20 protein-coding genes are annotated in these 25,342 nt (G+C 47.2%); 2 read left to right on the top strand and 18 right to left on the bottom strand.

What is annotated here, in order from left to right:
• Positions 1-52: 52 nt before the first annotated feature.
• From ACXAGX_RS18780 to ACXAGX_RS18715, 14 genes are all read right to left on the bottom strand, one after another.
• Positions 53-2,380 (bottom strand): efflux RND transporter permease subunit, encoded by a 2,328-nt coding sequence (locus ACXAGX_RS18780; RefSeq protein ID WP_474840255.1) that lies wholly within the window; start codon positions 2,378-2,380, stop codon positions 53-55.
• A gap of 8 nt (positions 2,381-2,388) precedes the next feature.
• Positions 2,389-3,423, bottom strand: a complete 1,035-nt coding sequence (locus ACXAGX_RS18775) for a YCF48-related protein (protein WP_474840253.1) — start codon at positions 3,421-3,423, stop codon at positions 2,389-2,391.
• Between the two features lie 78 nt (positions 3,424-3,501).
• A complete protein-coding gene (locus ACXAGX_RS18770; protein ID WP_474840251.1) occupies positions 3,502-4,866 on the bottom strand; it encodes a DUF1329 domain-containing protein in 1,365 nt (454 codons plus the stop codon).
• 10 nt (positions 4,867-4,876) lie between these two features.
• Positions 4,877-6,937, bottom strand: a complete 2,061-nt coding sequence (locus tag ACXAGX_RS18765) for a DUF1302 domain-containing protein (RefSeq protein ID WP_474840249.1) — start codon at positions 6,935-6,937, stop codon at positions 4,877-4,879.
• 202 nt (positions 6,938-7,139) lie between these two features.
• Complete coding sequence (locus tag ACXAGX_RS18760; protein ID WP_474840247.1) at positions 7,140-7,373, bottom strand: DUF2835 family protein; 234 nt, start codon at positions 7,371-7,373, stop codon at positions 7,140-7,142.
• Positions 7,366-9,960, bottom strand: a complete 2,595-nt coding sequence (gene pepN / locus ACXAGX_RS18755; RefSeq protein WP_474840245.1) for an aminopeptidase N — start codon at positions 9,958-9,960, stop codon at positions 7,366-7,368. The genes ACXAGX_RS18760 and pepN overlap by 8 nt, the downstream gene beginning before the upstream one ends.
• A gap of 23 nt (positions 9,961-9,983) precedes the next feature.
• Positions 9,984-11,459, bottom strand: coding sequence for a Na+/H+ antiporter NhaC (gene nhaC / locus ACXAGX_RS18750; RefSeq protein ID WP_474840243.1), 1,476 nt, complete (start codon positions 11,457-11,459; stop codon positions 9,984-9,986).
• A gap of 26 nt (positions 11,460-11,485) precedes the next feature.
• Complete coding sequence (locus ACXAGX_RS18745) at positions 11,486-12,820, bottom strand: sodium-dependent transporter (RefSeq protein ID WP_474840241.1); 1,335 nt, start codon at positions 12,818-12,820, stop codon at positions 11,486-11,488.
• Positions 12,821-12,913: 93 nt separating this feature from the next.
• Positions 12,914-14,965, bottom strand: coding sequence for a carboxy terminal-processing peptidase (gene prc / locus ACXAGX_RS18740; RefSeq protein ID WP_474840239.1), 2,052 nt, complete (start codon positions 14,963-14,965; stop codon positions 12,914-12,916).
• 1 nt (position 14,966) lies between these two features.
• On the bottom strand, positions 14,967-15,626 hold the full coding sequence (proQ, locus tag ACXAGX_RS18735; protein ID WP_070124667.1) for an RNA chaperone ProQ: 660 nt from the start codon (positions 15,624-15,626) through the stop codon (positions 14,967-14,969).
• A gap of 17 nt (positions 15,627-15,643) precedes the next feature.
• Positions 15,644-15,934: a hypothetical protein gene (locus tag ACXAGX_RS18730; protein ID WP_070124669.1), complete on the bottom strand. Its 291-nt coding sequence runs from the start codon at positions 15,932-15,934 to the stop codon at positions 15,644-15,646.
• The gene (locus ACXAGX_RS18725; RefSeq protein ID WP_474824617.1) at positions 15,931-16,386 is read right to left on the bottom strand and encodes a GAF domain-containing protein; all 456 of its coding nucleotides are present in this window, start codon (positions 16,384-16,386) and stop codon (positions 15,931-15,933) included. The genes ACXAGX_RS18730 and ACXAGX_RS18725 overlap by 4 nt, the downstream gene beginning before the upstream one ends.
• Positions 16,387-16,400: 14 nt before the next feature.
• Positions 16,401-17,102: an SIMPL domain-containing protein gene (locus tag ACXAGX_RS18720; protein ID WP_474824616.1), complete on the bottom strand. Its 702-nt coding sequence runs from the start codon at positions 17,100-17,102 to the stop codon at positions 16,401-16,403.
• 59 nt (positions 17,103-17,161) lie between these two features.
• Entirely contained in the window at positions 17,162-18,391 is a 1,230-nt protein-coding gene (locus ACXAGX_RS18715; protein ID WP_474840236.1) for a nucleoside recognition domain-containing protein, read from the bottom strand.
• A gap of 303 nt (positions 18,392-18,694) precedes the next feature.
• Here ACXAGX_RS18715 and ACXAGX_RS18710 point away from each other — a divergent pair, with 303 nt between their 5' ends.
• Both ACXAGX_RS18710 and ACXAGX_RS18705 read left to right on the top strand, forming a co-directional pair.
• Positions 18,695-19,327 (top strand): hypothetical protein, encoded by a 633-nt coding sequence (locus tag ACXAGX_RS18710; RefSeq protein WP_474840235.1) that lies wholly within the window; start codon positions 18,695-18,697, stop codon positions 19,325-19,327.
• A 6-nt stretch (positions 19,328-19,333) separates the two neighbouring features.
• Positions 19,334-20,074 carry a DUF3307 domain-containing protein gene (locus ACXAGX_RS18705; RefSeq protein WP_474840233.1) on the top strand — a complete coding sequence of 247 codons (741 nt, stop codon included), beginning with the start codon at positions 19,334-19,336 and terminating at the stop codon, positions 20,072-20,074.
• Between the two features lie 45 nt (positions 20,075-20,119).
• Here the strand turns inward: ACXAGX_RS18705 and ACXAGX_RS18700 are convergent, their stop codons facing one another.
• From ACXAGX_RS18700 to ACXAGX_RS18685, 4 genes are all read right to left on the bottom strand, one after another.
• Positions 20,120-21,241 carry a pyridoxal-phosphate-dependent aminotransferase family protein gene (locus tag ACXAGX_RS18700; protein WP_474840231.1) on the bottom strand — a complete coding sequence of 374 codons (1,122 nt, stop codon included), beginning with the start codon at positions 21,239-21,241 and terminating at the stop codon, positions 20,120-20,122.
• A gap of 456 nt (positions 21,242-21,697) precedes the next feature.
• Positions 21,698-22,558 carry an acyl-CoA thioesterase domain-containing protein gene (locus ACXAGX_RS18695; protein WP_474840229.1) on the bottom strand — a complete coding sequence of 287 codons (861 nt, stop codon included), beginning with the start codon at positions 22,556-22,558 and terminating at the stop codon, positions 21,698-21,700.
• Positions 22,551-24,407 carry a serine/threonine protein kinase gene (locus tag ACXAGX_RS18690; RefSeq protein ID WP_474840228.1) on the bottom strand — a complete coding sequence of 619 codons (1,857 nt, stop codon included), beginning with the start codon at positions 24,405-24,407 and terminating at the stop codon, positions 22,551-22,553. Before ACXAGX_RS18690 ends, ACXAGX_RS18695 begins: the two co-directional genes overlap by 8 nt.
• Positions 24,404-25,261, bottom strand: a complete 858-nt coding sequence (locus ACXAGX_RS18685) for a 23S rRNA (adenine(2030)-N(6))-methyltransferase RlmJ (RefSeq protein WP_474840226.1) — start codon at positions 25,259-25,261, stop codon at positions 24,404-24,406. The genes ACXAGX_RS18690 and ACXAGX_RS18685 overlap by 4 nt, the downstream gene beginning before the upstream one ends.
• Between the last annotated feature and the right edge of the window lie 81 nt (positions 25,262-25,342).

The following is a 25,342-nucleotide window of genomic DNA, read 5'->3' as shown; positions in this document are numbered from 1 at the left end:
AAAAAAAAGGGCCATCAGGCCCTTTTTTGTAAGTAACTATGCAAAAAAAGTTTTATGCATCAGGGTCATTTTTACTCAACCAGAGAAATCTGGACAGTGCTGGAAGCACAATAATGGCACCCAGCATGTTCACCAAGAACATAAACGTCAGCAAAATACCCATATCCATCTGGAATTTAAGCGATGAAAATACCCAGGTACTCACGCCAACAGCAAGCGTAATTCCCGTAAACAGTACCGCACTACCCCGTTCTTTTAATGCATCGAGGTAGGCTTGCTGTACAGTGGCACCCGCTTTGAGCTTATGACTCATGGTAGAAAGAATATAAATACCGTAGTCCACGCCAATCCCTACGCCTAATGCAATTACCGGTAAGGTTGAGACGGTAAGACCTATCTGCAGATACGTCATCAGTGCTTGGGCCAGAACCGATACCACATATAACGGCAATACCACTGATAAGGTGGCTCGCACCGAGCGGAAACTGATCAGACATAAAATGATCACCGCGCCGAAAACGTATAGCATCATTGGCCCTTGGGCGGATTCCACCGCTTCATTGGTCGCCGCCATTACGCCAACCGGACCCGACGCTAACTTGAACTGCATGTCGTCGGTTTCATATTCCTTTCGGAACGTCTTTACGGCAGTGACCACCCGAGAGATCGTTTCTGCTTTATGATCTTCCATAAACAGGATAATCGGCATCACGGAACAATCGCCGTTAAGTAAACCCGATGACGTAGGCACCATGGAAATGTCTTGCGCCAACATCTGGTTACTTCGGGGTAGCACCTGCCATTTAACGTTACCTTCATTAAAGCCTGCATTCACGTTTTTCGCCACTGATGCCAGAGAAACGGTGGACTGAATGCCCTCTACGTTGGCCATCTTCCACTGAAAATCGTCCATGGCACGCATTACGCCGTAAGACGTACAGGCTTCGGGTGAGGTTTCCACCACCACTGACAGATAATCTACGGTGAGGGAATACTTATCAGTGATAAGGAAAGTGTCTTGATTGTAACGAGAACTCTCTTGCAACGAAGGTGCCCCAGCGTGCAGATCGCCTATTTTCATTTGCTGTGACTGGAACCAACCAAAAATGAACAGCCCCACAGTTACCAGCATAATGATGGTGGCCGGTTTCTTATTGGCACACGACGCAATGGCTTTCCAGAAAGCTGAGTTACGCTGTTCTTTCTTATTAAATTGCTTAACGTAGTTGTCGTTAAGCGATAGAAAGCTCATAAGCACTGGCAGTAAGATAAGGTTAGTAAGAATAATGACTGCCACACCCAAACTCGCGGTGATGGCCAGCTCACGAATAATACCAATATCAATCACCAGCAGTGTCATAAAGCCTACGGTATCAGACAGCAAAGCCACACCACCAGGCACTAACAGTGCTCTGAACGCGCTCATTGCAGCATGTTGCGCACCCATGCCAGCAACCACTTTTTTCTCTACCGCATTGATCATTTGCACGCCATGGCTTACACCGATAGCGAAGACCAGGAAAGGGACAAGAATTGACATGGGATCAAGGCCAAAGCCCAACACGGTAAGTAAACCTAACTGCCAGACTACCGCCACCACTGAACACACCAAAGGCAGAATGGTCATCATGATATTACGGGAGAAGAAGAACACCATCACGGCAGTAATTGCCAGTGCAATGGCAAAGAACAACACAACATCCTTCGCGCCATTGGCTACATCACCAATCATTTTGGAGAAACCGATGATGTGTACGCTCACTGCATCATTTTCAAACTTCCCGCGAACATCTGATTCTAAATCGGATGCCACTTGCAGCATATCCAGCGATTCGCCAGTTTTGGGATCGAGATTCAGCAGGCGCGCTGTAACCATGGCACAACTGTAATCGTTGGCTACCTGACGGCCCACAATACGTGCTTTTTCCACGTTAACGGCGACTTGATCGAGTGCGGCCTGTCGGGAAGAGTCGAAATCTGCCGGAATCACCGGACCACCAGAAAATCCACCTTCAACGATTTCAGTAAATCGGGTTGAGGCAGCAAACAAGCTGGTTACTGAGGAACGGTCTACACCGTTAACAAAGAACAGCGCATCATGAACTTGTTGGAGCGTGTCCATGAATTGCTGGTTATAAATATTGCCGTTCGCATCACAAACTGAAACCAGCACACTGTTAGCACCACCGAAATCTTCTCGGTGATCCATGTAGGTTTTCATATACGGGTGATTTAGCGGCACGTTTTTTTCGAATCCGGCATCGAGGTGCATCATCGACGCCTGAAAACCGAGGTAAAGGGTGACAAGAGCGAAGAGCGCCACCACCACTTTTCGGTAACCGAAAATTAATCGTTCTAATAGCGTGGTAAAGCTAGCCATTTGTTATTTTATTCCGTTTCTAATTGCTGAATGCCATTTGCCGTTACGGCGATAAGATGGCCATTGAATCGCGTTACGTTGACAATACTGGCTTTATCTTTGGTTTGCTGGGCAGTGAAACCTTTTGCTGGCGTACATTGGCCAGGCGCGGCCCAAGGGTCGTAGCTCACGGCATCGATAGGCTTTTCGAGTGTTACCATCATGCCATTGTTGCCATACAACTTGATGGCATTGCTGTTGTCGGTCAAAATTGAATTTAATGTGCCGGATAAGCAAGTGGGCACTTGTTCCCATGCCTCGTTGTTACGTTGAACGAACACATTCCCACGTAAGCCAGCTAACATAATGGTGGAATCGTTGATAAGCGCGACATCCTGAAACGAGCCCTGGTACTCCATTTCCAGTCTTTGCCATGATGCGCCCATGTTGTCGCTGGTTGCCACCAGACCCGCTTCACCAACCAGGTACAGTTTATCGTTAATAACGCGTAATTTATTAAAGTGCGGCAATATCAGACTTAACTCTTCTTCATAATATTCAGGCGAGTCTTGTTTTACTTCTTCCAGGTACTCTTGATCCATTGCACTTAAAATTGATGCGTGAAGCTCTTGCTTCCAGGTACTGCCGCCGTCGTTAGTGCGGAAAAACAGCCCGTAAGCACCTACGGCAATGCCCTGTTGCTCATTGAAAAAAGTGATATCGAAAAAGGGCTTTTCCAGCTCGGGTTTTGCCATTTGCACTACCCAGGTTTTACCCTTATCGGCAGAATACAGAATTGTCGCATCATGACCCGCTGCCCAGACTTTATCGCCCATCACCGTGACCGCAGTGAGCGTTGTCGTCGTCGGTACGGCCTGTTGTTCGAAGACTTCACCGTCGGAGGAAGTAAGAATGTGACCGCGTTCACCCACAGCAACAACAAAATCCGTGTGGTCGATATCCAGAAGCAATGACTCGGTAACCCGTGGCGCCTGATAGGCTTCCTGGGCCTGTGCACTGAACACGGCAGATAATACGAAGATTGCCATCAACGTGCTTTTCATAAAAATTATTTTCCTAAATAGCGCATAGTGTTGAAAAAAGAACGGTTGGCATTGCCAACCGTTTTTTCATGGATGAAATTAACGGCCTCTCCGTCTCAGCGCGTTAGGGGTGAATTCTGATTCACGAGGACGGATAGTAAAATCATACATTTTGGTCTCGTTATCTAGGCCGATAGCCAGGTAACGTCTGGAGTTTAAGTCGTGATAAACATCCAGTGTCGACCATTGGGTTGGAACATCATAGTAATTGATGCCGTAAGCAAATGCGACACGGTAAAGCTCACCGTTCTTGTCGTACATATCCGCTTCCTGGATTTGCCAGCTATCTTCATCGATGTAGAAAGTACGCTTCTGATAGATATGGCGGAAACCGTCTTTCAAGTTGGCTTCTACCACCCAAACGCGGTGTTTTTCCCAACGGGTCAGATCCGGATTAATATGATTTGGCTTGAGGATGTCTTCGTACTTCACCTCATCACTGTGCAAATCGTAATTATTGTACGCCACGTACATTTCTTTTTTGCCCTTCAGTTCCCACGTGTAGCGATCTGGGGAACCATTGAACATATCAAAATCATCGGTGGTACGCAGACCATCCGCTTCAGTTCCCGGGGTGTCGTACGCAATTTGCGGAACAACGTTCAGGCGGCCGGTGGCGCTGCTGTACTTCCAGGCTTTACGCGGTTCTTTAACCTGATCCACCGTTTCTTTTACTAGCAGAATACTGCCAGACAGCAGTGCAGGCTCGGTCACACTTTGTTTGAAGAAGAACAAGATGTTGTCTTTTTCCAGCTCTTCTGGCTTCGCGTTTTCGTCGGAATACTGGATCAGCAGTTTCTCATCGAAACCAATAAGGTTGTAATCACCAGATGAAGTTACCGCTGCCTGACCACCAAAACGCTGCACGGCCTGGCCACGATAACGCAGAATATGGTTCCAGATAGCCTCAAGACCATTTTGTGGCACTGGGAAAGGAATACCGGTTGCGGCGCCGGTTACACCATTACCCGATTCAATCAATGCGGCGTTAACCGCATTTTTCTTGGTGGCATCATAAACAAACTGTGGGTTGGATGCCGAACGACGAGACTGATATACCGGCATGCGGTAAGTGTCTGGGTAAGTTTCAAACAGCTTAATTTGTCCTGGCGCCAGAAACTCTTCATATTCTTTATAGTTAGACGAAGTAATTTCGAACAACACCTTATCTTCCGGGAATGGATTGATATGGTGATCACCCACAGAGTAACCCGCCGGTGCACTAGTAATGCCGCCGGTATAAGCCGGAATGCTACCATCCCCATTCGCTGACGCATCACCACCTAATGGCGTGAGGCTATTACCCAGTTTGTCAGCTTCCTGTTGACTCACCGCAGCCAATGCGGTGGTCGATGACAGGGCTAAGGTCATTGCAGCAGCGATAAGTCCTGCTTTTCTAAACATGCGATACTCCTTAGATCGAATACTTGATATTGAACGACACAAAATCGCGATCGGCTAACTGGTTAGTTGTTCCCAGACCGCCCCAGAAGGCACTGTAAGACGCCGTCGCAGACCAGGAATTTAAGTAGTTAAACGTAAAGGCCAGGCTGGCGGATTTTGAATCTTCCAAAAAGACATACAGTGGGTCCGGTGTGGTACCACTTACATCGTGAGAGAACGTGGCTCGGGTACGTAAATTCACACCTGAGAATACGTTATTAAAATCAGCGACAGCCAACAGTCGATAACCCCATGAATTTTCGGTGGCAAAGGGGTTTGTTTCCGGCCCATTTGACAAACCGGTGTGTAAACCAAATCGTGGGTTACCGCTTTCCGTTGGCTCCAGTGACGGTGTTCTACCCGTTCCCGGCGCATTCAAACGCAGTACACTTGGATCGGGGAAGTCCAATACGCTCACGTAACCCACTTCACCCAGGAAAATCAGATTGTCTGTGCCCAGTGCAGGACCGAATACTTGGGTTAACGTAAACTGCGCTTGTACCGTATCTGAGAACACAAAACCTTGCGCGGTTTCACCAGGTCCCACCGCACGATCAATATTGTTTAGCTGTGAAATACCAGCCAGGTCCGGACGATAGCCCGTGTTGGCCAACTGTTCTGGCATACCCATGTACAGCAGTTCAACATCGTCGATTTGCAATGGCTCATCTACACGGTAAGCAATTTCACCGGCCAATGCCCAACTTTCAATGTTGGTATTAAAGCTAAATCCGTACAGTTTAATGTCTTCAGGATAGTAGAAACGGGCTTCTGTAAACGCCTCTAAATCGGTGATGTTGTCCCGGGTAATTTGATTTTGTGCGATTAGCGCTAAATCACTGGCAATACCGGCTTGGGTAAAGTCAGATGTCACACCGGAAATCAGTGGGCGCTGACTATGATAATTAATGTGGTAGAAGCCAAGTTCGCTATTATTCAATGCCTCAGAATACCAGGTCAGGCGAACACCGTACTGACCTTGATCGTCAGCATCTTCATGGGCGTCATCAGAATAACCGCGCACTGCCACTTTGGTAGGATAAGCAAGATACGCTTGACCAATGGTACCTGCATCAGCACCCGCACGTAGGGCGTCACCCAAACCATTTAACGAAGTCAACAGGAAGTCCAGATCGATATCCGGGTTACCGGTAAAACCAAGCTGAATATTGTTAGCCTGACCGCCTTCACTGGCAAAATCGTTGGTAGCAAAATAGCTGCCTGCAACCGGCAACCAGCTGCGTTCCCACTCATACTGATAGTATGCAGAAATACTAACTTCGTCAGTTAAACCCAAAGACGCGTACACCATGCCAACAGGAATAAAAAATTCCTTAATTTCAGCACCCGGCGAACGAGCACGGTTAACATCGATTGGGTTTGTGGTATTGATACCGTGTTGGATAAACGTACTTTCACCCCAACTCACGACTTGATCACCAATACGGATAGAAAACGGCTTGTCGTCAATCCAGAAGTCACCGTAAAAGTAGGAACTTAAGATACGAAAATCATTACAAAGCAACTCTTCAGCACCGGGTGACGCGCAGAGATCAGGCTTCTGCCCCGTGATAGGATTTACCGCGACATTATCGTTGTCGTTCTGAACGAAATCATAGAACCAGAAAGCGCGTGTAAAGAAACCCCAGTCGCCCATGTTAATGTCTAAATCATGGTTACCAGAAATCTGTGTTGAAAAAGCTTTACCCGGGTCCCAGGACAAATCGCCGAGGTCGTTATTCGAGGAATAATCACCACTGGCTTGCGCCCAAACATCTGCAGGCTGATAAATCACGTTGGTCGCGGCATTATACCCTGTCCAATCGAACTGTGGGTGGTTGCTGTTACCAATAAGACGATAATCACGATCCTCAGTACGGATGCTTGTCGCTAAGGTGAAAGTAGAATCCAGAGTAATGGTTGCATCTCCGAATTCCCAATTCGCGGCAGTAGCCGGAGAGGCTGTAGCAAGTAAGGCAATGATACCAGCGGCAACTGGTGTCTTTTTAAATGTGCTATGCCCGTTTATCATAGTTTTTATTCTCCTGATCCAGCGCTGACGATACCAGGTAACGACGCGCAGACGTGTGACCAACTTGGGTAGTTAACAAAATGATTACATCATTTTGTCAGTTTCGCAAGAACTAATCGTACCAGTTAACACTGGCAATAAAATTTTCTCTTTCAACTAGTTATTGAACAGAATCAGAAGAATCGCCAGTTTTTGGCTGAAATTATCGTAATCTTTCGAATGTTTTGATCTTATTATCGCCACTCACGACCAGGCGAAAACGCCCTTTCAGGCCACGACTGTCGATAAACGGACGCAGGCGGCTAACAGGAACTTGAACCCGAATGCCGGATTCAGAAAGCAGGATGGCAGACTGGCCGGCGCTTTGATAAAGCGCCTGGCAGTCTGTGTAAGATAGTGACAAGGTAAAAAAATAAAAAGCGTCAGGTTTATTCACTTTTCTCGTAAGCCAGGCTTTTACTCACTTTTTCGAACACGTCCTTGCTTAACCCTTCATGATTAACGAGGCGCGTTAACTGCGCTTTCATTTTTTGCTGATGCTTCTCCGCATAGTTTTGCCATTGCGTTAGTGGTGTCACGATGCGTGCGGCCACTTGTGGATTGTGTTGATCCAATTCAAGCAAATAATCGGTGACGTATTGGTAACCACTCCCGTCTGGCTGGTGGAAGCCAACCGGATTGTAGAAAGCAAAACTGCCTATGAGCGCCCTCACCCGGTTGGGATTTCCCATGGTGAACTGAGGATGGGATTTAAGCATGGTGATGTGAGCCAAAATATCTTCACGCTCAGTGGTCGCATTCAGTGCAAACCATTTGTCTAGCACCAGCGGATCATGCTTCCACTTCTGTTCGAAGGCGGTCATTAAGCTGTTGAATACTTCAGCACTACTGCTTTGGGCTGCACGCAATGCACCGAGCGAATCCGTCATATTATCAGCTTCAGCAAATTGCTTTTCGATAAGCGCTTTACCGTCGGCGGTGCGGGCAAGATGACCTAACACCACATTTTTACATCGGCGCGCATTCACGTCTGTTTGCTTATACGTATAACTGACCGACGAAAACCCGTTCCATACAGTTAACAATGCACTATGCAGCTCTGACGCAAACTGCGCACAGAATGATTGGCGGGCAGAAGCCAGTGCAGCCACATCCACACCAACGCGATTTTGGCATAAGGTTTCAAAACTTGGGATCGATAAACATTCGCCTAAAAGCTCATGATTGTCTTTTTCTGCAGCAATCACGTCGGCGAGTGCTTTCCACACAGAGTCAGGTACCGGCTTATCGAGCTCAATTTGTGTGATACACCAATCATACAGAGATTGCATTGCATCCCAACGATTGAAAGGATCGTCTGCGAAACGGAATATTTGCAGCAGTTCTTTGGCCGAAAGAGGATTATCCACTTTGACCGGTGCAGAGAAATTCCCTAACACAACCGGTAGACATGACTCTGGCACATCAGAAAACATCAATGAAACACTAGGCTTATCGAGAATAACTAAACCGTCTTTAATCAGGCCGTCGTCATCGGGATAATGTTTGCCGATATCGTCGATACACTCAAAAGCCACAGGAATATATAAAGGTTCTTTTTCTTGTTGGTTTGCAGTGGCAGGTGTGTGCTGAGAAAGCGAGATATGCAACGTACGCTTTTGTTTGTCGTACATGCGTGAAACACCAACTACAGGCGTACCCGATTGACTGTACCATTTGGCAAAGTGCGATAAATCTCGCTCAGTGGCGGTTTGCATTGCAGCGACAAAATCATCACAGGTTACTGCCTGGCCATCGTGACGACGGAAGTACTCATCCATGCCTTTACGGAAACCATCAGCACCTAGCAAGGTGTGGAACATGCGTATGACTTCAGCGCCTTTGTCGTAAACCGTCACCGTATAAAAGTTATTCATCTCGATAACTTCATCAGGGCGGATCGGATGACTCATGGCACTGGCGTCTTCCGCAAATTGATGCTCTCGCATCACCCGCACGTGCTTAATACGGTTGCTTAACGCCGAGGTCATATCAGCGCTAAACTGCTGATCACGGAACACGGTAAGACCTTCTTTCAGGCTCAGTTGGAACCAGTCGCGGCAAGTTACCCGGTTGCCAGTCCAGTTGTGGAAGTATTCGTGGGCAATGACAGATTCCACGTTGAAGAAGTCTTCATCGGTAGCACTGTCTTGATCGGCCAGAACAAACTTACTGTTGAAGACATTCAGACCTTTATTTTCCATTGCCCCCATGTTGAAGAAATCAACGGCCACAATCATATAAATGTCGAGATCGTATTCCAAGCCAAAGGTATCTTCGTCCCATTTCATCGCTCGCTTGAGTGATTCTAAGGCGAAAACTCCTTTATCACGTTTGCCTTTATCGACATACAATTCAAGTTTAACATCGCGTCCACTGGTCGTGATGTAATTGTCTTCAAGTAAATCGAAATCACCGGCAACCAAAGCAAACAAGTAGCAAGGCTTAGGATGCGGGTCCTGCCAGGTTACCCAGTGCGTTCCATCACTCTGTTCACCTTTTGCGATAGGATTTCCGTTTGCCAGCAACGTAGGATATTTTTTCTTGTCGCCAGATACGGTAACTTCATACTTCGCCAACACATCAGGGCGGTCGAGGAAATAAGTAATGCGGCGGAAACCTTCCGCTTCACACTGGGTACAAAAAACACCGTTAGACAGGTAAAGGCCTTCAAGGGCCTTGTTATTCTGCGGGTCGATTTCAGTTTCGACGGTGAGCTCGAACGTATCAGGCACTTCGGTAAGTGAAATTCCACCGTCTACGTGAGAATAAAGGTTGTAGGCTTCGCCATTAACCGCAAGGCTGAGCAACTGCATTTTTTCACCATCGAGAAACAGCGGAGAATTATGGTTACCCACACGCTGGACGGTAGACACGGTTTTGATACGTGTTGCAGTAGCATGAAGTTGTACATGCATGACCACATTGGTGATCGTGTACAGTGGCGGCTGGTAATCCAGCCGACGCTTAACATTAACGCTCATAAGAACCCCTTATAAAAGAAAAACTATGCGCGCTCCCCTTTGTCTTCACTGCTTGGGAACGGAGGCTCCAGGCGAAGGATCTTAATGCCCAGATACGCATAAATGACTGCGAGGATAGGATTAATTACGTTGAAGAACGTGTAAAAGATGTACTCAAACGGGTGCACCATCAAGACACCTTGCATGTAGGCACCACAGGTGTTCCACGGAATGAGCGGCGACGTCAGTGTACCGCCATCTTCCAGGCTGCGGGAAAGATTGAGTTGGTTTAATCCCCGTTTTTCAAATTCCTGTTTGTACATACGGCCTGGCATAACAATGGACATATACTGATCGGCAGTGACCAGGTTAGTGCCAAGACAGGTAAGTATGGTACGGCTAATCATATCACCAGCAGATTTTGCTCCAATAAGAATAGCGCTCACCGCACGTTTTAGCAGCCCTACTCGCTCCAGTACCGCACCAAAGGACATAGCACAAATAATCAGCCAAATCGTATTCAGCATTGAAGACATACCGCCGCGACTAAGCAGCGCATTCAGGTTTTCATCAGGGGTGGAGAAACTTACGCCATCGAACAACGCCGTCCAAACCACTTTCAAGGTACCGATGGCTTCTGAGTCTGCACTGTCGGCCATACCTGCCACCACATCGCCCTGAAACACAATTGCCCAAATCCCACCCAACAAAGCGCCAATCGAAACCGCAGGAAAGGCGGGCATTTTACGTACGGCGAGGGTTAATAAAACAACCAACGGGATTAGCATATACCAACCCAAATTAAAGGATTCACCCAGTAGCGTTTGCATTTGCTCGATACGTGCTAACGACGCAGCGTCCGTTTCAGAAAATCCCAGTACCGTGAACAGAATAAGGGCAATGATGAAACTAGGAATGGTCGTCCAAAGCATATAACGGATATGCTCAAACAAATCCGTGCCTGCCACGGCCGGTGCCAGGTTGGTGGTTTCAGACAGTGGTGAAATTTTGTCACCAAAATAAGAACCAGATACCACAGCGCCAGCCGTAATCGCCGGTGACATATCCATACCGGTCGCCACGCCCATGAGCGCTACACCCACTGTGGCTGCGGTGGTCCAGGAGCTACCAATGCTCATAGCCACAACCGCACAAATCAGACAGGTAGCGGCGTAGAAAAACGAAGGATTCAGCAGCTCAAGGCCGTAGAAAATCAACGTAGGTACGGTGCCAGCTAACATCCAGGTACCAATGAGGGAGCCCACCGCCAGAAGAATCAAACAAGCGCCCAGTGCCATCGAAATACCTTTAACGATGCCGGCTTCTATTTCTTTCCAGCTATGGCCATTTTTCATACCGATGATGGCTGCGAGTCCCGTTCCTAATAACAGTGCAATCTGATTAGGACCGTAAGACGAGTTGTCTGCAAACAGATAAACCGCGCTTCCCATCATGATAACAAGCGCGACAATAGGAATGAGTGCGTCGAGAAGTGAAGGATCTTTTATTGTCTTTTTCATTGTAGTTATGACTCTTATTATGAAACTTACAGAACCGAACGAGTAAACATCAGGAAGATAACCACCGGACAGACGAACTTCACATACCAGGGCCAGATTTTCCAGAACAGACTATGTTCCGCTTCCGCAAAGCCGTCTTTTAGCTCTTCGAGAATAGCATTTCTTCGCCATACCCAACCCGCAAAAATACACAGAACCAAACCAAGCAACGGCTGGCTGTACTCAGTGGTGGCGGTGATCACCAATACAAATAAAGCGTCGAAATTGAGAATAATGGTACAACTGGAAACAAAAATAATCGCCGCCATGATCCACACCGCGGTACTGCGCTTTTTCTTATGATTTTCTACCAGATAAGCAACGGGTACTTCGAGCATAGAAATAGAAGAGGTTAACGAGGCAATCACCATCAGTGCAAAGAATGCGATGGATACGTAGATGCCTACGGTGCCGATGGTGTTAAATAATGCGGGTAAAACGGTAAAAATAAGTTGGTCGCCGTCAATAAGCGCGCCGTCTGCATTAAAGATTTCTACGCCGTTATTTAATGCAACGTACATGGCGGGAATGATCAGCATACCGGCAATGATAGCCACGCCGATATCTACCAGTGCAACCCACATACCGATGGAAGGCAAGTTTTCTTTCTTCGACACATAAGAGCCGTAAACCAGCATGGTACCGACACCTAAAGACATGGAGAAGAACGCTTGGCCCATGGCACTTATGAGCAAGTCAGGATCCGTCACGCGGCTAAAGTCTGGCAAAAGGTACGCTGCCCAGCCTTCACCTGCACCGGGTTGCAGACTCACATAAACGATCAACGCAAGAATGATAACCACCAGTGACGGCATTAAACGCACTGACCATTTTTCAATCCCGGACTTCACACCACCCAAAACGATGCCCGCCGTCATAATCATGAAACAGAGGCAAAATAGAATATTTCTGGAAGTAGAGAATTCCGTGATCCACGGTGACAGGTCGTTTAGCCCAAGTGCGCGAACAATGCCATCTAAGAAAAATGACAACATCCAACCGCCCACAATGGCATAGAAAGCAAGAATGCCGGAAACAGTCAAACAGCCCCATAAGCCAGTTAGCGTTCCTGTGACGTTACCGGATATTTTAGTGAGCGCATCGACCATATTGGCCCGGGTAGAACGACCAATGATCAACTCTGCCATGAGTACCGGATAAGCCAATACGAAGGCCAGTAACAGGTACACTAATACAAATGCAGCGCCACCGTTGGTCGCAACTTGTGTAGGAAAGCCCCATATATTTCCCAGTCCCACCGCAGAGCCAGCTGCAGCCAGAACGAAGCCTATCCGTGATGAAAATTCACCTCGCGTTGCCATGGATGTTTCCCTTTATTATTGTTGTAGTGTTTTATTTTTCTTATAGACACAAAAAAGGGGCTGGCCTTGGCACCAGCCCCTGTAGTCTTGATATTATTGCGTTTTTTGTTGATGAATTGCGTACTTACCGGTATCCAGCATATCGTAGGTGATATTTGCTGCTTCATCGAGGAACGGATCCAGTTCTTCTAAATCTTCAGGTAAGTCGTCCAAAGATTCCACCGGCTCTTTGCCCATTCGTGCTAAGCGCTCATTGGCACGCTTCAAATCGTGCTCGCGCGCTTCGTCTTTTTTCGCTTCGCGCTCAGACTTCACAAGAGAGATAAATTCTTTGTCTTTATTCTTCTTGTACTCATCAATATCTTCAGCAAGATAGATGAACTCAGGATCTTTCATCACCCGGGCGCTGTGCTTGGCGGCCAATACGTCCAGTGCACTTTGGCTATCGCCAAAAGTGGTGTAATTAGCACGGTCGATACTGTCCCACGGTAACGCGTTTTCTTCCTGACTTTCTCCCCAGTCAGCCGGATCGATAGGTGACGGGTATTTAATGTCTGGTACAACGCCTTTATGTTGCGTACTGCCGCCATCAATACGGTAGAATTTCGCAATGGTGAACTGAACGCTGCCGAGTGGATTTTCATAAAGGTCGTAAATCCGGCCTAAGCCACGATGCTGCTGAACCGTACCTTTACCAAAGGTCTGCTCACCCACAATTAAAGCACGACTGTAATCTTGCATGGCTGCCGCGAAAATCTCCGACGCAGATGCGCTGTAACGGTCAACCAGAACTGTCAGCGGCCCGTCGTAGGTCACCAGCCCGTCAGTATCGCGATTAACACTGACCTTGCCTTCACCGTAGCGAATTTGTACCACCGGACCTTTTTCAATGAATAAACCGGTCAGTAGGGTTGCTTCGGTAAGTGAACCACCACCGTTGCCGCGTAAATCGACAATGATGCCTTTCACGTCCTGGGCTTTTAGCGTATCCAGCTCTTTTTTCACATCAACGCTAAGGTTGTTGTAGAAACTGGGAATCGTAATAACCCCTAATTTCTCGCCCGCATATGGCCCGGTTTCAGGCTCATAAACTTCACCTTTCGCAGCGCGGTCTTCCAATTTAATCTTGTCGCGCGTCATGCTGACCACCGCCATAGATTTACTGTCAGAAGCCCCTTTTTGAACCTGCAAACGTACCGTGCTGCCTTTTGGCCCCTTAATCAAGTCAACGACTTCATCTAGGCGCCAGCCAACAACATCGACGAATTCTTCATCGTCTTGCGCTACGCCGATGATCTTATCTTCTGGCTTAAGTGCATTCGATTTGTCAGCCGGGCCGCCCGGTACAATGCTTTTAATTACCGTGAAATCATCTTCACTTTGGAGTACCGCACCAATACCTTCAAAAGACAGGTTCATTTCCATTTGGAAACGATCGGCGTTCCGAGGTGAAAGGTAACTGGTGTGCGCTTCTACGCTGCGAGCAAAAGAGTTCATGACGGTTTGGAACACATCTTCACTTTCTGCTTGCTGTAAACGCTTAATTGCCCGCTGATATCGCTTGGTCAGTAAGTCTTTTGCTTCTTCCCAAGTTTTATCAGCCATGATCAGGTTCAGCGCATCGTATTTAACACGCTGACGCCATAACTCGTTAAGCTCAGCTTCGTTTGCGGGCCAGCTGGCTTCCTCGCGATCGTAATAAAACTTATCGCCTTCTTTTTCAAAATCGAACTCTTCGTCAAGCAAGCTTAACGCGTACTCGAATCGCTCTACCCGACGCTTGGCGCTCACATTGTACATGTTGTACGCAACCGACAAGTTGCCTCTTGCCAGCGCTTCATCGAATGCATCACGATACTTTGCGAAATCATCAATATCAGACTGCAATAACACTTGTTTGTTACTGTCGAGCGAGCGCAGGAAACGATCGTAGATTTTTTCAGAGAGGGCGTCATCCAACGCAATTTCCTTGTAATGCGCCCGTGTGAACAGTGCCCCTACCCGTTTTGCAGCAACGCTATGTTGCGTTTCCTGCTCCAGTACCGGCAGCGTATCGTCTGCCTGTTCTGTGGTGGTAGTGGCTCCAGCTCCCACTCCTACGGTGAGGAATGCACTGGCAATGGAAATGCGAAGGAGTTCTTTCATATTACGACCTCTTGGTATTAGCCAAACGTAACGCGTCTGCGTTAACTTTCACCACCATGCCTGAATCGAGTTGAACGTGAATACCGTCTTTGGCTACTTCAGTGATAACTGCTGGCATTGGTGCTTTACCGAGTTTTACGGTAACCGCTGTGCCTGGCTGGCAATCTGCATCTGTTAATTTTGCAGGGGGTGTTCTAGTTGGTCTTTCAGAATTGGATTTAGTTCCCTTGTTCACCCGTGGCTGAGGCTTTTGGCCGTTTTCGCTACGTGGACGACGTTGGGGAGGTCGCTTATCGCCGGCTGGTTTTTGCTTTGCTTTGCGCTTTTCAGCCGCTTTCGCTTTGCTTTCATCCAACTGTTGTTTGGCGTGATCAGCGTGTTCCTGCTCAATCTGCGCGTCCTGATTGCCATCAAGATCGACACGATATGCGCCTTCCTTGATGCTGTGCAGATAGCGCCAGCTGTTAGTGTAATGGCGTAACGTTGAGCGCAATAGCGTTTTGCTTACGCGTTCTTCGTTTTCCAGGCGTGCAGCCAAATCCTGAAAAATACCAATTTTCAGAGGTCGAGCTTCGCCCTCGGTGGAAAAACAGTTTGGAAAGGTTTCTGCCAGAAAGGCGATGACTTCTTTACTGTTTGCAAACTTCTCTGTGGATTCCATCAATACTTTACGTGTGGTTAATAATCTTCTTCATTGTCAGCATCATCCCAAGTTGCCAGCGTGTGGTCAACCCAATCAAGCAATTCATCGTCCTCAATGTCCAATAAATTGCCGGTTTGATGCCATGTTTCCCAAGTGTAGTGCAATAAACGCTCAAGCCACTGGGTATCAACGTCTTCGTCAGCACGGTCGTAAATGCAGTGAAGAATAAAATTTATTCGTTCAGCAGCCTCTTCCGGCTCATCGAAATTGTCTTCCATGTCGGCTGGCGTTGCCAGCACAACATGAATGTCTACGTATTCTTTCATTGCTGACTGTCCATTAATGCAGCAGCTAAGGCTTCTAGGCCGAGTTTATCGTCTTCGTCAAAGCGGCTGTAAATTGGGCTGTCTATATCAAGAACGCCAATCAGTTCGTTATTCAACACCAGTGGAATCACGATCTCAGAGTTTGAGGCAGCGTCACAGGCAATGTGACCATCAAAAGCGTGAACATCTTTTACCAGTTGGGAGGTTCGCTCAGCCGCGGCGGTGCCGCACACACCACGTCCCATGGGAATTCGAATACAAGCCGGTTGGCCCTGAAACGGACCAAGCACCAATTGTTCTTCTTTATAAAGATAAAAGCCAGCCCAGTTCACGTTTTCCAAACGATTAAACATGAGTGCACTGAGATTGGCCATATTCGCAATCAGGTCAGCTTCTCCGGCCATCAGGCCTTTAGCCTGGGCCAGTAATTCAGCGTAAAGCGTACTTTTCAAAAATTACCTCAAAATTATTCATCAATCGCAAAGCTCACGTTAACGCGGGCTTCGATCATTTGTTCTCCTGGCATTGCCGAAGAGAAATCAGCTTTGGCTGACATTTCCATTCTCATCACCGGCATAGGATAGCTATTACCGGTTTCAGTTACCGACAATACCTTCCCAATTTTTACGCCTAGTTGGTCGGCCAACAGGCTAGCCCGTAATTTTGCGTCTTTAACAGCATTTATCAAGGCCTTTTCATAGGCATTGTCCTGCTGGCTGGCGATAAATTCAAACCCTTGTATACGATCTATACCGCGGGATAAAGCACCGTCAATGATACGATCATAATGATTTATATCCGTATCGGTTACCTGAATTTGTCTGCTAAGGACAAATCCTCGCTGTTCACGACCTTGTGACGTTGACTCGTAATAGGGATTCAGACTGATTTGCATCGATTGTACATGTTTCTCCTCTATGCCTTCTTTGAGCAGAAATTTAAGTACCGATTGCATGTCATCCTGCATTTTGGTGTTCAGCTTGGATACCGTTTCACCTTTTTCTTCCATCACGAAAGTAATGGTATAGGCATCCGGCACAACGGCATAACTTCCGGTTCCGTTTACCTGAATGGCAGGTTCAGTCGTCTGGGCCTGGGCAATGGCCGAAGAAAGACACAGTGCAAGTGCTAAAGAAACAGGTTTGAGCACAGAAATGTGTTTGGTCATAGTGAATTACCTTTTATTGAGAAAAGACCTCATTATTACTAGGTAAACTGAACACGGGCTTAACCGAAAAACCAGTTACTCACGACAATCGCAGCAAATATTCCGGCGAAATCCGCAGCTAAGCAGCACGCAACGGCATAGCGAGCGTGTTTTATGCCCACAGCGCCTAAGTAAACCGCCAGAACATAAAACGTGGTTTCCGTTGAACCTTGCAGCACTGACGCGAGGCGACCCGAAAATGAATCTGCGCCATGATGCTGCATGGTTTCAATCATTAGCGCCCGAGCACCGCTGCCACTCAATGGTTTCATGATGGCCGTGGGCAAGGCATCTACAAAGCGGGCGTCGCCACCTACCGCAGTCACAGCCCAGGCAATACCCGTACTGACCATATCAAGAATGCCACTGGCCCGTAACATGCCGATGGCAATGAGCATAGCTAATAGAAACGGGATCAGAGAAATAGCCACATTAAAGCCTTTTTTCGCACCATCGATAAACAATTCATAGGTATTGAGATTGCGCCTCCATCCGGTAACAAGCACAACCACGATGAATAAAAACAGTAGAAAGTTAGCAACAATGGCCGATTGGGAAGCCAGTTCACTGGCTGCTAAATGCGAAAAATACACGATAACAGCACCCAGTAAGCCAAACAGACCTACCAGATAAAAAAGTACGACTCGATTAAATAAATTTACCCGCTGAATCAGGCACGTGACAATTAATCCGGTTAACGTTGACGCACTGGTTGCCAATAAAATGGGAATAAACACATCCGTGGGTTGCGCTGCGCCCTGCTCTGCCCGATACAAAAATACCGCGATGGGAAACAAGGTGACTGATGACGTATTCAGAACTAAGAAAAGGATCTGACTGTTTGTTAGGGTTTCTTTGTCTGTGGCTAATGATTGCATGTCCTGCATGGCTTTTATGCCAAAAGGAGTGGCTGCATTGTCGAGTCCGAGTACATTGGCAGACATGTTCATGGTGATGCTTCCAAGCGCAGGATGATCGCGAGGAATATCAGGCATAATGCGGCAAAGGAAAGGAGCCAGAACACGAGAAAATTTACTGATGAGGCCGGATTTCTCGGCCACTTCAAATATCCCCAGCCAAAACGCTAATACGCCGATAAGTCCAATGGCGATATCCACACTGAGCTGAGCCATACTGGTAATAGACTGCATGACATCCTGAAACCCACCCGGTGCATGGCCGAAAAAGGCTTGCCAGACAGTGGCGATAAATGCCAGAACGATAAATGAAAGCCAGATGCGATGAAGCATAATCCCTTATTTTTGGTTTTAGTGGTTTTATCTGGCAGTGTAACGGATCAGTACTGCTGATTTCGCCTACTTTTGCGGTTATTTTTGCCCTTAACTTCTTAGCGGCCCTTGATACCAGGCGACGGTAATTTGTATTCACATCATTAAATGATAACAATGGTTTCGTTCACCGCTAATCCGCATTTGCAAGCCCAGAGTATTGCATTGATAAAAGCAAGGCTATAGACTTGCATTTAATAAAGCAAGATTATAACCTTGCATAAAACCCACCAATGGCCATGATGCTGTTACCCAGGAGGCGAAATGATTGCTGTGCTGACCGGTGATTTAGTCGAATCGACCCGATTGTCATCGACACATTATGCGCAAACCATCAATGCGCTCACCACGGTGCTAAATCACCTTCAAAAGCAAACAGGTTGTACCTATGAACTGTTTCGAGGTGATGGCTTTCAAGTTGTATTTCCCGACCCGAAACACGCCATTCATGCATTATTTACTATTAGGCTCTATCTGAACAGCCAGATTAGCGAGGTAGCAGTAAACTGCACACAGGCCCTAGCGTATGGTGAAGGTACGCTGTCGGAATCAAGTCCCGGGACCTCTAACGGCGAAGCCTTTGTGTTATCAGGCCGAACCCTGGATAACACCCGAGGAGGAGAATTCAGGGTTATTTTAGCGCCAGGTCAATCAGGCACAAACGGTCAACAAACCGCGCTGGACATCATGTGTAGTCAATTAAGCTACGTATTAAACCGCCTCAGTAAAAAACAAGCGGATCTGCTGTATCAATATTTGTCACAAAACTTCCCAACGCATCAAGTTCTGGCTGACAATAACAATACCTCAAGGCAGAATATCAGCGAGCGACTAAAATCGGCCGGTGGGGACTTGCTGGCACCCTTTATTGATTACATTAATGCACTAAAAGGATGAGGCTTAATGACGCTGTTTCTACTACTAATAGCTGCCCATTTTATCGGCGACTTTTATCTGCAACCAGACAACTGGATCAGTAGCCGAAACGACAAAGGCGTACGCTCTCCTGCCCTCTATTTACATGCCAGTGTTCATGCCATACTCGCTTTAGTGGCACTGTGGCTGGCTGATGTCACCCTTGATCAAGCGCTAATGACAGCCGGACTTATTACCGCCACGCACTTTATGATCGACTGGGCTAAAGCGGGCCGAACCAGTGTCATCGCATTTGTCATAGATCAAGTGGCACACATCGCGGTCATAGTCTTAGTTGCGTTGCTGCTGGAAGAAAAGCCGGTTTGGGATGTCATCACTCAAACCGACACCTATCTCACCAAAAACAATCTGTTATATGTGCTTGGATACATCGTCATTTTCAAACCCGCCAGTATTCTTATTGGACAGCTGTTGGCGACACACACCGAAAAGCTAAAACAACAAAATGCGCAAACACCAGAACAAAAAAGCCTGAGTAATGCGGGTCGTTGGATAGGCTATGTGGAACGCTTGCTCGCACTCTCTTTTATTCTGGTAGATGAATTCACAGGCTTAGGCTTTCTGGTGGCCACCAAAACCGTTTTCCGGGTGGGCGACCTCTCTCGCGAGCGAGACATGCGACTCACGGAGTACATGATGTTGGGTACATTAATGAGCTTTGCGGTGGCGTTAATTGTTGGCTGGTTGATTCTGGCATTGAAAGGATAAAAAAAGCCGCTTAATGCGGCTTTTCAAGAGAGTTTGTCATTGAACTTAGCGGATCACTTTATCCAGGCTCGCCACACAATGATCAATATTACGGTCTTTACACGCATAGCCCATAAGGCCAATTCGCCAGACTTTACCTGCCAGAGCACCTAATCCCGCACCGATCTCCAGATTAAATTCATTCAACAGGCGGCTGCGCACTTCAGCATCATCCACACCATCAGGAATAACTACGGAGTTCAGTTGCGGTAAACGGTATGCTTCATCAACCGCCATGGAAAGGTCCAGTTTCTCAAGACCCGCGACCAACTTTTTATGACCAGACTGGTGACGAGCCCAGGCATTCTCTAAGCCTTCTTCTTTTAACATCACCAATGATTCATGCATCGCGTAGATGCTATTTACTGGCGCTGTATGGTGATAAGCACGCTTTCCGCCCTGGCCCCAGTAACCTACAATCAGGTTCATATCAAGAAACCAACTCTGAACGGGCGTTTTACGGTTTTGTATTACAGACACCGCACGATCGCTAAACGAAACTGGCGACAAACCTGGAACGCAACTTAAACACTTCTGTGAACCGGAATAAATGGCATCGATGCCCCAACCGTCTACGTTCACATCGATACCGCCCAATGATGTCACAGCATCAACAATGGTAAGGCAGTCGTATTGCTGCGCTAACCGGCAGAGCGTTTCCGCATCGTTACGTACGCCAGTTGACGTTTCTGCATGCACAAAGGCCAGAATTTTTGCATCAGGATGGGCTTTCAGGGCGTCTTCCACTTTGTTTAAGTCAGACTGATTTCCCCAGTCATCTTCAATTTTAATCGCTTCACCACCACAGCGGATAACATTTTCCACCATGCGGTTACCAAATACACCGTTGATACAAACAATGACTTTATCGCCAGGCTCAACAAGATTCACAAAACAGGCTTCCATACCGGCCGACCCCGGAGCAGAAACAGGCATTGTCAGCGCATTATCAGTACGAAATGCATATTGCAGTAAGGCCTTGGTTTCATCCATCAGCTCTACGAATAAAGGATCGAGGTGACCCAGTGTAGAACGGCACATTGCATTCAGTACGCGGGGAGAAACATCTGAAGGACCCGGCCCCATTAAGGTGCGCTCAGGTGGAATAAAAGTCGTAGGAGTAGTCATTGTCGTGCCTCGCTGCAATTTATCTGTAAAACTATTGTGGCATTATCATTCCAATGGAACAATTGCTCATCACGAGTATAAATAATATGAATGGAAAGCCGGATAGATCATTCACCAGGTATTAGCACTCTAATGCTGAATAAAATGTGACCATCCTGTGGGTAAATTTTGAACACCTCGCAGGCTAGTCAGACCAGAAATAAGCTGTTGTTTTTTAATCAGGGATGGAACTCAAAATAAGTCTCTGATAATGTATGATTAAATTTTTTCAAAAAATTGTTTATAAAGTGAGCGGTTTTGTTCTATAGTTACAGTCCGTTGTGAATAACTTCACAATACTTCTCCCTTGTAAAAGTTAGCGCACGGCTCAGCAATGAGCCATTCCCCTAGGCCCGGAACGACAGTTCTGGGCCATTTTTATTCTGCTGAAGAAATGTCTTGAAGATAGAATACGGCTCATTTATCCACTTTTCGCATCAGCCCTTCCTGCATGGTCGACGCAATAAGCTCACCCTGCTGATTGAAAATCTGGCCTTTAACGATGCCTCTCGAATTTCCACTGAACGGACTTTCAGCCACATAGAGCAACCACTCATTGAAGTTTACCGGCTTGTGAAACCACATGGCGTGATCGATGGTGGCTATGCGTAAAGCCCGGTCGGCCATAGACACCCCGTGAGGTTGAAGCGCTGTGCTCAGAAAATGGTAGTCGGATGCATAGGCCAGCATGGCCTGATTGATTTGCGCGCCTGGTTCAAGTGACTCCTGCGCCCGTAACCAGATGTATCGCTGGGGATCACGCTTTTTAGCAGAAAATGAATTCACCGCATCAACAGTACGAATATCGATGGGTTTGTGATAGCTCAGTGCTTCCTGCATAGGACGGGCAAGCTTGTCGAAATTGGCTTCGTAAAACGCGATATCCGGCGTGATGTCTTCTGGTGCTGGCACATCTGGCATCGTAGCAAATTGATGTTCCATACCGTCCTCCGGTAATTGAAACGATGCCGTCATGTAAAATATATTGCGGCCTTCCTGAATGGCTTTTACCCGACGAGTACAGAAACTGCGACCATTCCGCACAATTTCAACATCGTACATCACCGGTTTTTTTGCATCGCCCGGTAACAGAAAGTAAGAATGAAATGAATGGGCACCAAAGCCCTCTTCCACCGTTTTATACGCCGCAGACAACGCCTGTCCAAGAACTTGGCCGCCAAACAGTGCCCGGAAGCCAAGATCCCAGCTCTGTGCCCGGTAAATGCCCTGTTCGATAGTTTCAAGTTCCATCAGTGAAGAAAGTTTTACATCAGCCATTGATTTCAGATGTCTCCGTGTTCGCTTGTTTGGGGTTTCGGGGATAATATTTTTCGGGTAACTCGGCCCGATGCTCAAAATAGCGCGTATCTTTATACGGTAATTTCATAAAGCCGGAAAGCCCGATGCCGGTAATATCCGGAACCGCAGCAACCAGTTTGCCCAGTAATAAGGTAAAACGTTGCTGCTGTTCGTGGTCGAGCAACGTGTAATAACTGTGTATTTTAAGATGGGTGGGTAGCGCCTCGAAAATTACACAGCCCGTGTGATGAATCGTGTTTAGTTCTTTCAATACCGACATGATACTGTCAGGCAGTTGCAACAGTTCATCCGGGTCCTCGCCATCTTCAAAATAAGAATGGGTTCGACTGTTGTCCTGTAACACTGATATTCGTGACAATTCAAACGGGATCACGCAGTTGGCATGAGGCACAAAAGGTTCGTCTTCGCTTGCTCGTTCAATGTGCAGTGTATCTTTAGCATTAAACAAACAGCATTTGAAAATGCCTTTACGATGGATGGCCCTGGCAAGGGTAATAACATTATTGACCGATTGCTCAAAAGCTATTTTCAATGATTCGTCATAGAGGTTTAAACTTGAATCTACATAAATACCGTCAGGCATCCACCGAATCGCCATTCCGCCGACCACCGGATAACGACCAAGGCGACTCACTGCTGCGATAAACGCTTTTTCGGTTTCACCCATGCCCTGCAGATAATTTTTATAGTAGCGATCGAACTGCGCATCATTGATGTAACGTAAATCGCTGTCGGTTACAGCAGCCACTTCGCGCAAAAATGATTTCCGCGAACTGTACACCACGGTTTCTATATCTTTACTCACCGGCGTGCACCAGGTGGGTATCATTGCTTTGTGAGCAACGGGCTTATCTTGGGAAAACACCATACTTTTAAACACATGCAAATGATTAAAAAAGTAGTCGCCCCCCTGGCGTTGTTTTATCGGATCATCGCTGAGCATATACTCTAAGATGTTTGCGAGCATTTTAGGCAGTCCAAGCGCGCGCGGAGTGATCACCGCGGTACCAAAGCGACATGACTGGCCGGACGCCAGCGCATAGAGTGTGCTCGCCAACCCTTGTTCATCGAAACGGGGGGAAGACAACGCACCATTTAACTGTTCATTACCGATAAAATATACATCACCAAGACGGGAGTTGGTCTGCTGAATATCACCGGACATGAGATCCATCACATTATTACCAACGTGTTGACCATGCTCGTCAAGCTGAGCAAAAACCGATGATCCCCAGTCAATCAAACCGACGGTTTCACTGCTGGCATCCCACATTAGGTTTGAAGGTTTGATATCGCCATGAACCACGGGCCGTATTTCACTGCGCATTTGATGGCTACGCAAAGACAACAAAATTTCTCCAAGCTGCACAGCGAGACGAACAATGATGCGAGGAGATAAGGCGCCCTGTTTCAAACTGATTTGTTCGAAATCCAAACCCTTTGCCCGTTCCATCACCAAAATAGCCTGCTTGCCGACTTGCTGGAATTCTTTCAGTGCCGGCACACGAACGTGTTCGACCTTAGAAAGCATGAAGGCTTCTTCCTCTAAGCGGGCTTGAACGTGTTCAGGTAAATTAATACGGGAGAATTTGAACACAAGATGTTCGCCAGAAGGCGCCACACCGGCAAACACAAAACCAAAGGCGCCTTTGCCAATCAATGCGATGTCGCGGTATCCCAGCGCCTGAAGTTGCTGAGTGCAAAGCTCAACCCAGTTTCTCAGTTTTTCCGCATCTTTGTGCGACAACAGATAGACTGATTGATCTTCAGGAATATAAAAATGCCGGATACCACGGACTTGTGTCACTGGTCTCTCTCTTGTTTCAACCAGCGTATCTTGCTGATAGCGTTAGGCCCAAGATGACCACACACTTCCTGCAATGCGGCGTCAAGCTGAACATCGAGTTGCCAAGGCGGGTTCATGACCAACACACCAGAACCATACATGCCGGTGTCATTTTCTTTTTTATCAATGTGTAATTCTGCGCTAAACGCTGTTTTTGACATGCCGGCAAGTGCCCCAATCATGACTTCGCTGGCACCGGATTTTTTATCTGCTCGCGCAGACAATAACGGATACCACAGTACCAATTGGGCGTTTTGCCAGCGACGGAACAATTTTGTGACGGCCTCTTTAACTTCGCGATATTCATCAAACCGCTCATAAGGCGGGTCGATAAGCACAGCACCACGATTGGGGTTAGGCGGCGTCATTGCGATTAACCCTTCCAAACCGTCACGATGATGAACGTGTGCGTTGCCCATACCGACACCACGAATTACGTCATTTAAGATGTCAGCTTCATTTGGATGCAGTTCCATGTAATGGGCACTGTCTTGTGGACGTAATGCACGCGTGGCAATCAGTGGAGAGCCGGGATACTGCTGCTGCTGCCAATAAAAATCCATAGCATCCAGGTACATCTTCAGCAGTTCAGCGTTAGATTGAACATTTGCCAGCGGATCGATACCACTTTCGTATTCTCGATTTTTCTGGGTTTGTTCGCTATTTAGTGGATAACAGCCTGCACCTGAATGGGTGTCGAATAAGGTAAAAGGCTTTTCTTTTTTCTTGAGGTAGTTGATCACACCTAACCAGCACATGTGTTTAATCACATCTGCGTGATTACCGGCATGAAAGGCATGTTTATAACTTAGCACAAACAATCCGTTACGAATGAAGAGGAATGCGCATTGTAACATGAAACCTGAACGAGCACAGAAAGAGGAGCCATCGCTCCT

It is taken from the genome of Alteromonas sp. ABV4_515, from assembly GCF_056160345.1.
The sequence above is the reverse complement of the archived record's forward strand: the minus strand, read 5'-3'. Positions and strand labels throughout refer to the sequence as shown.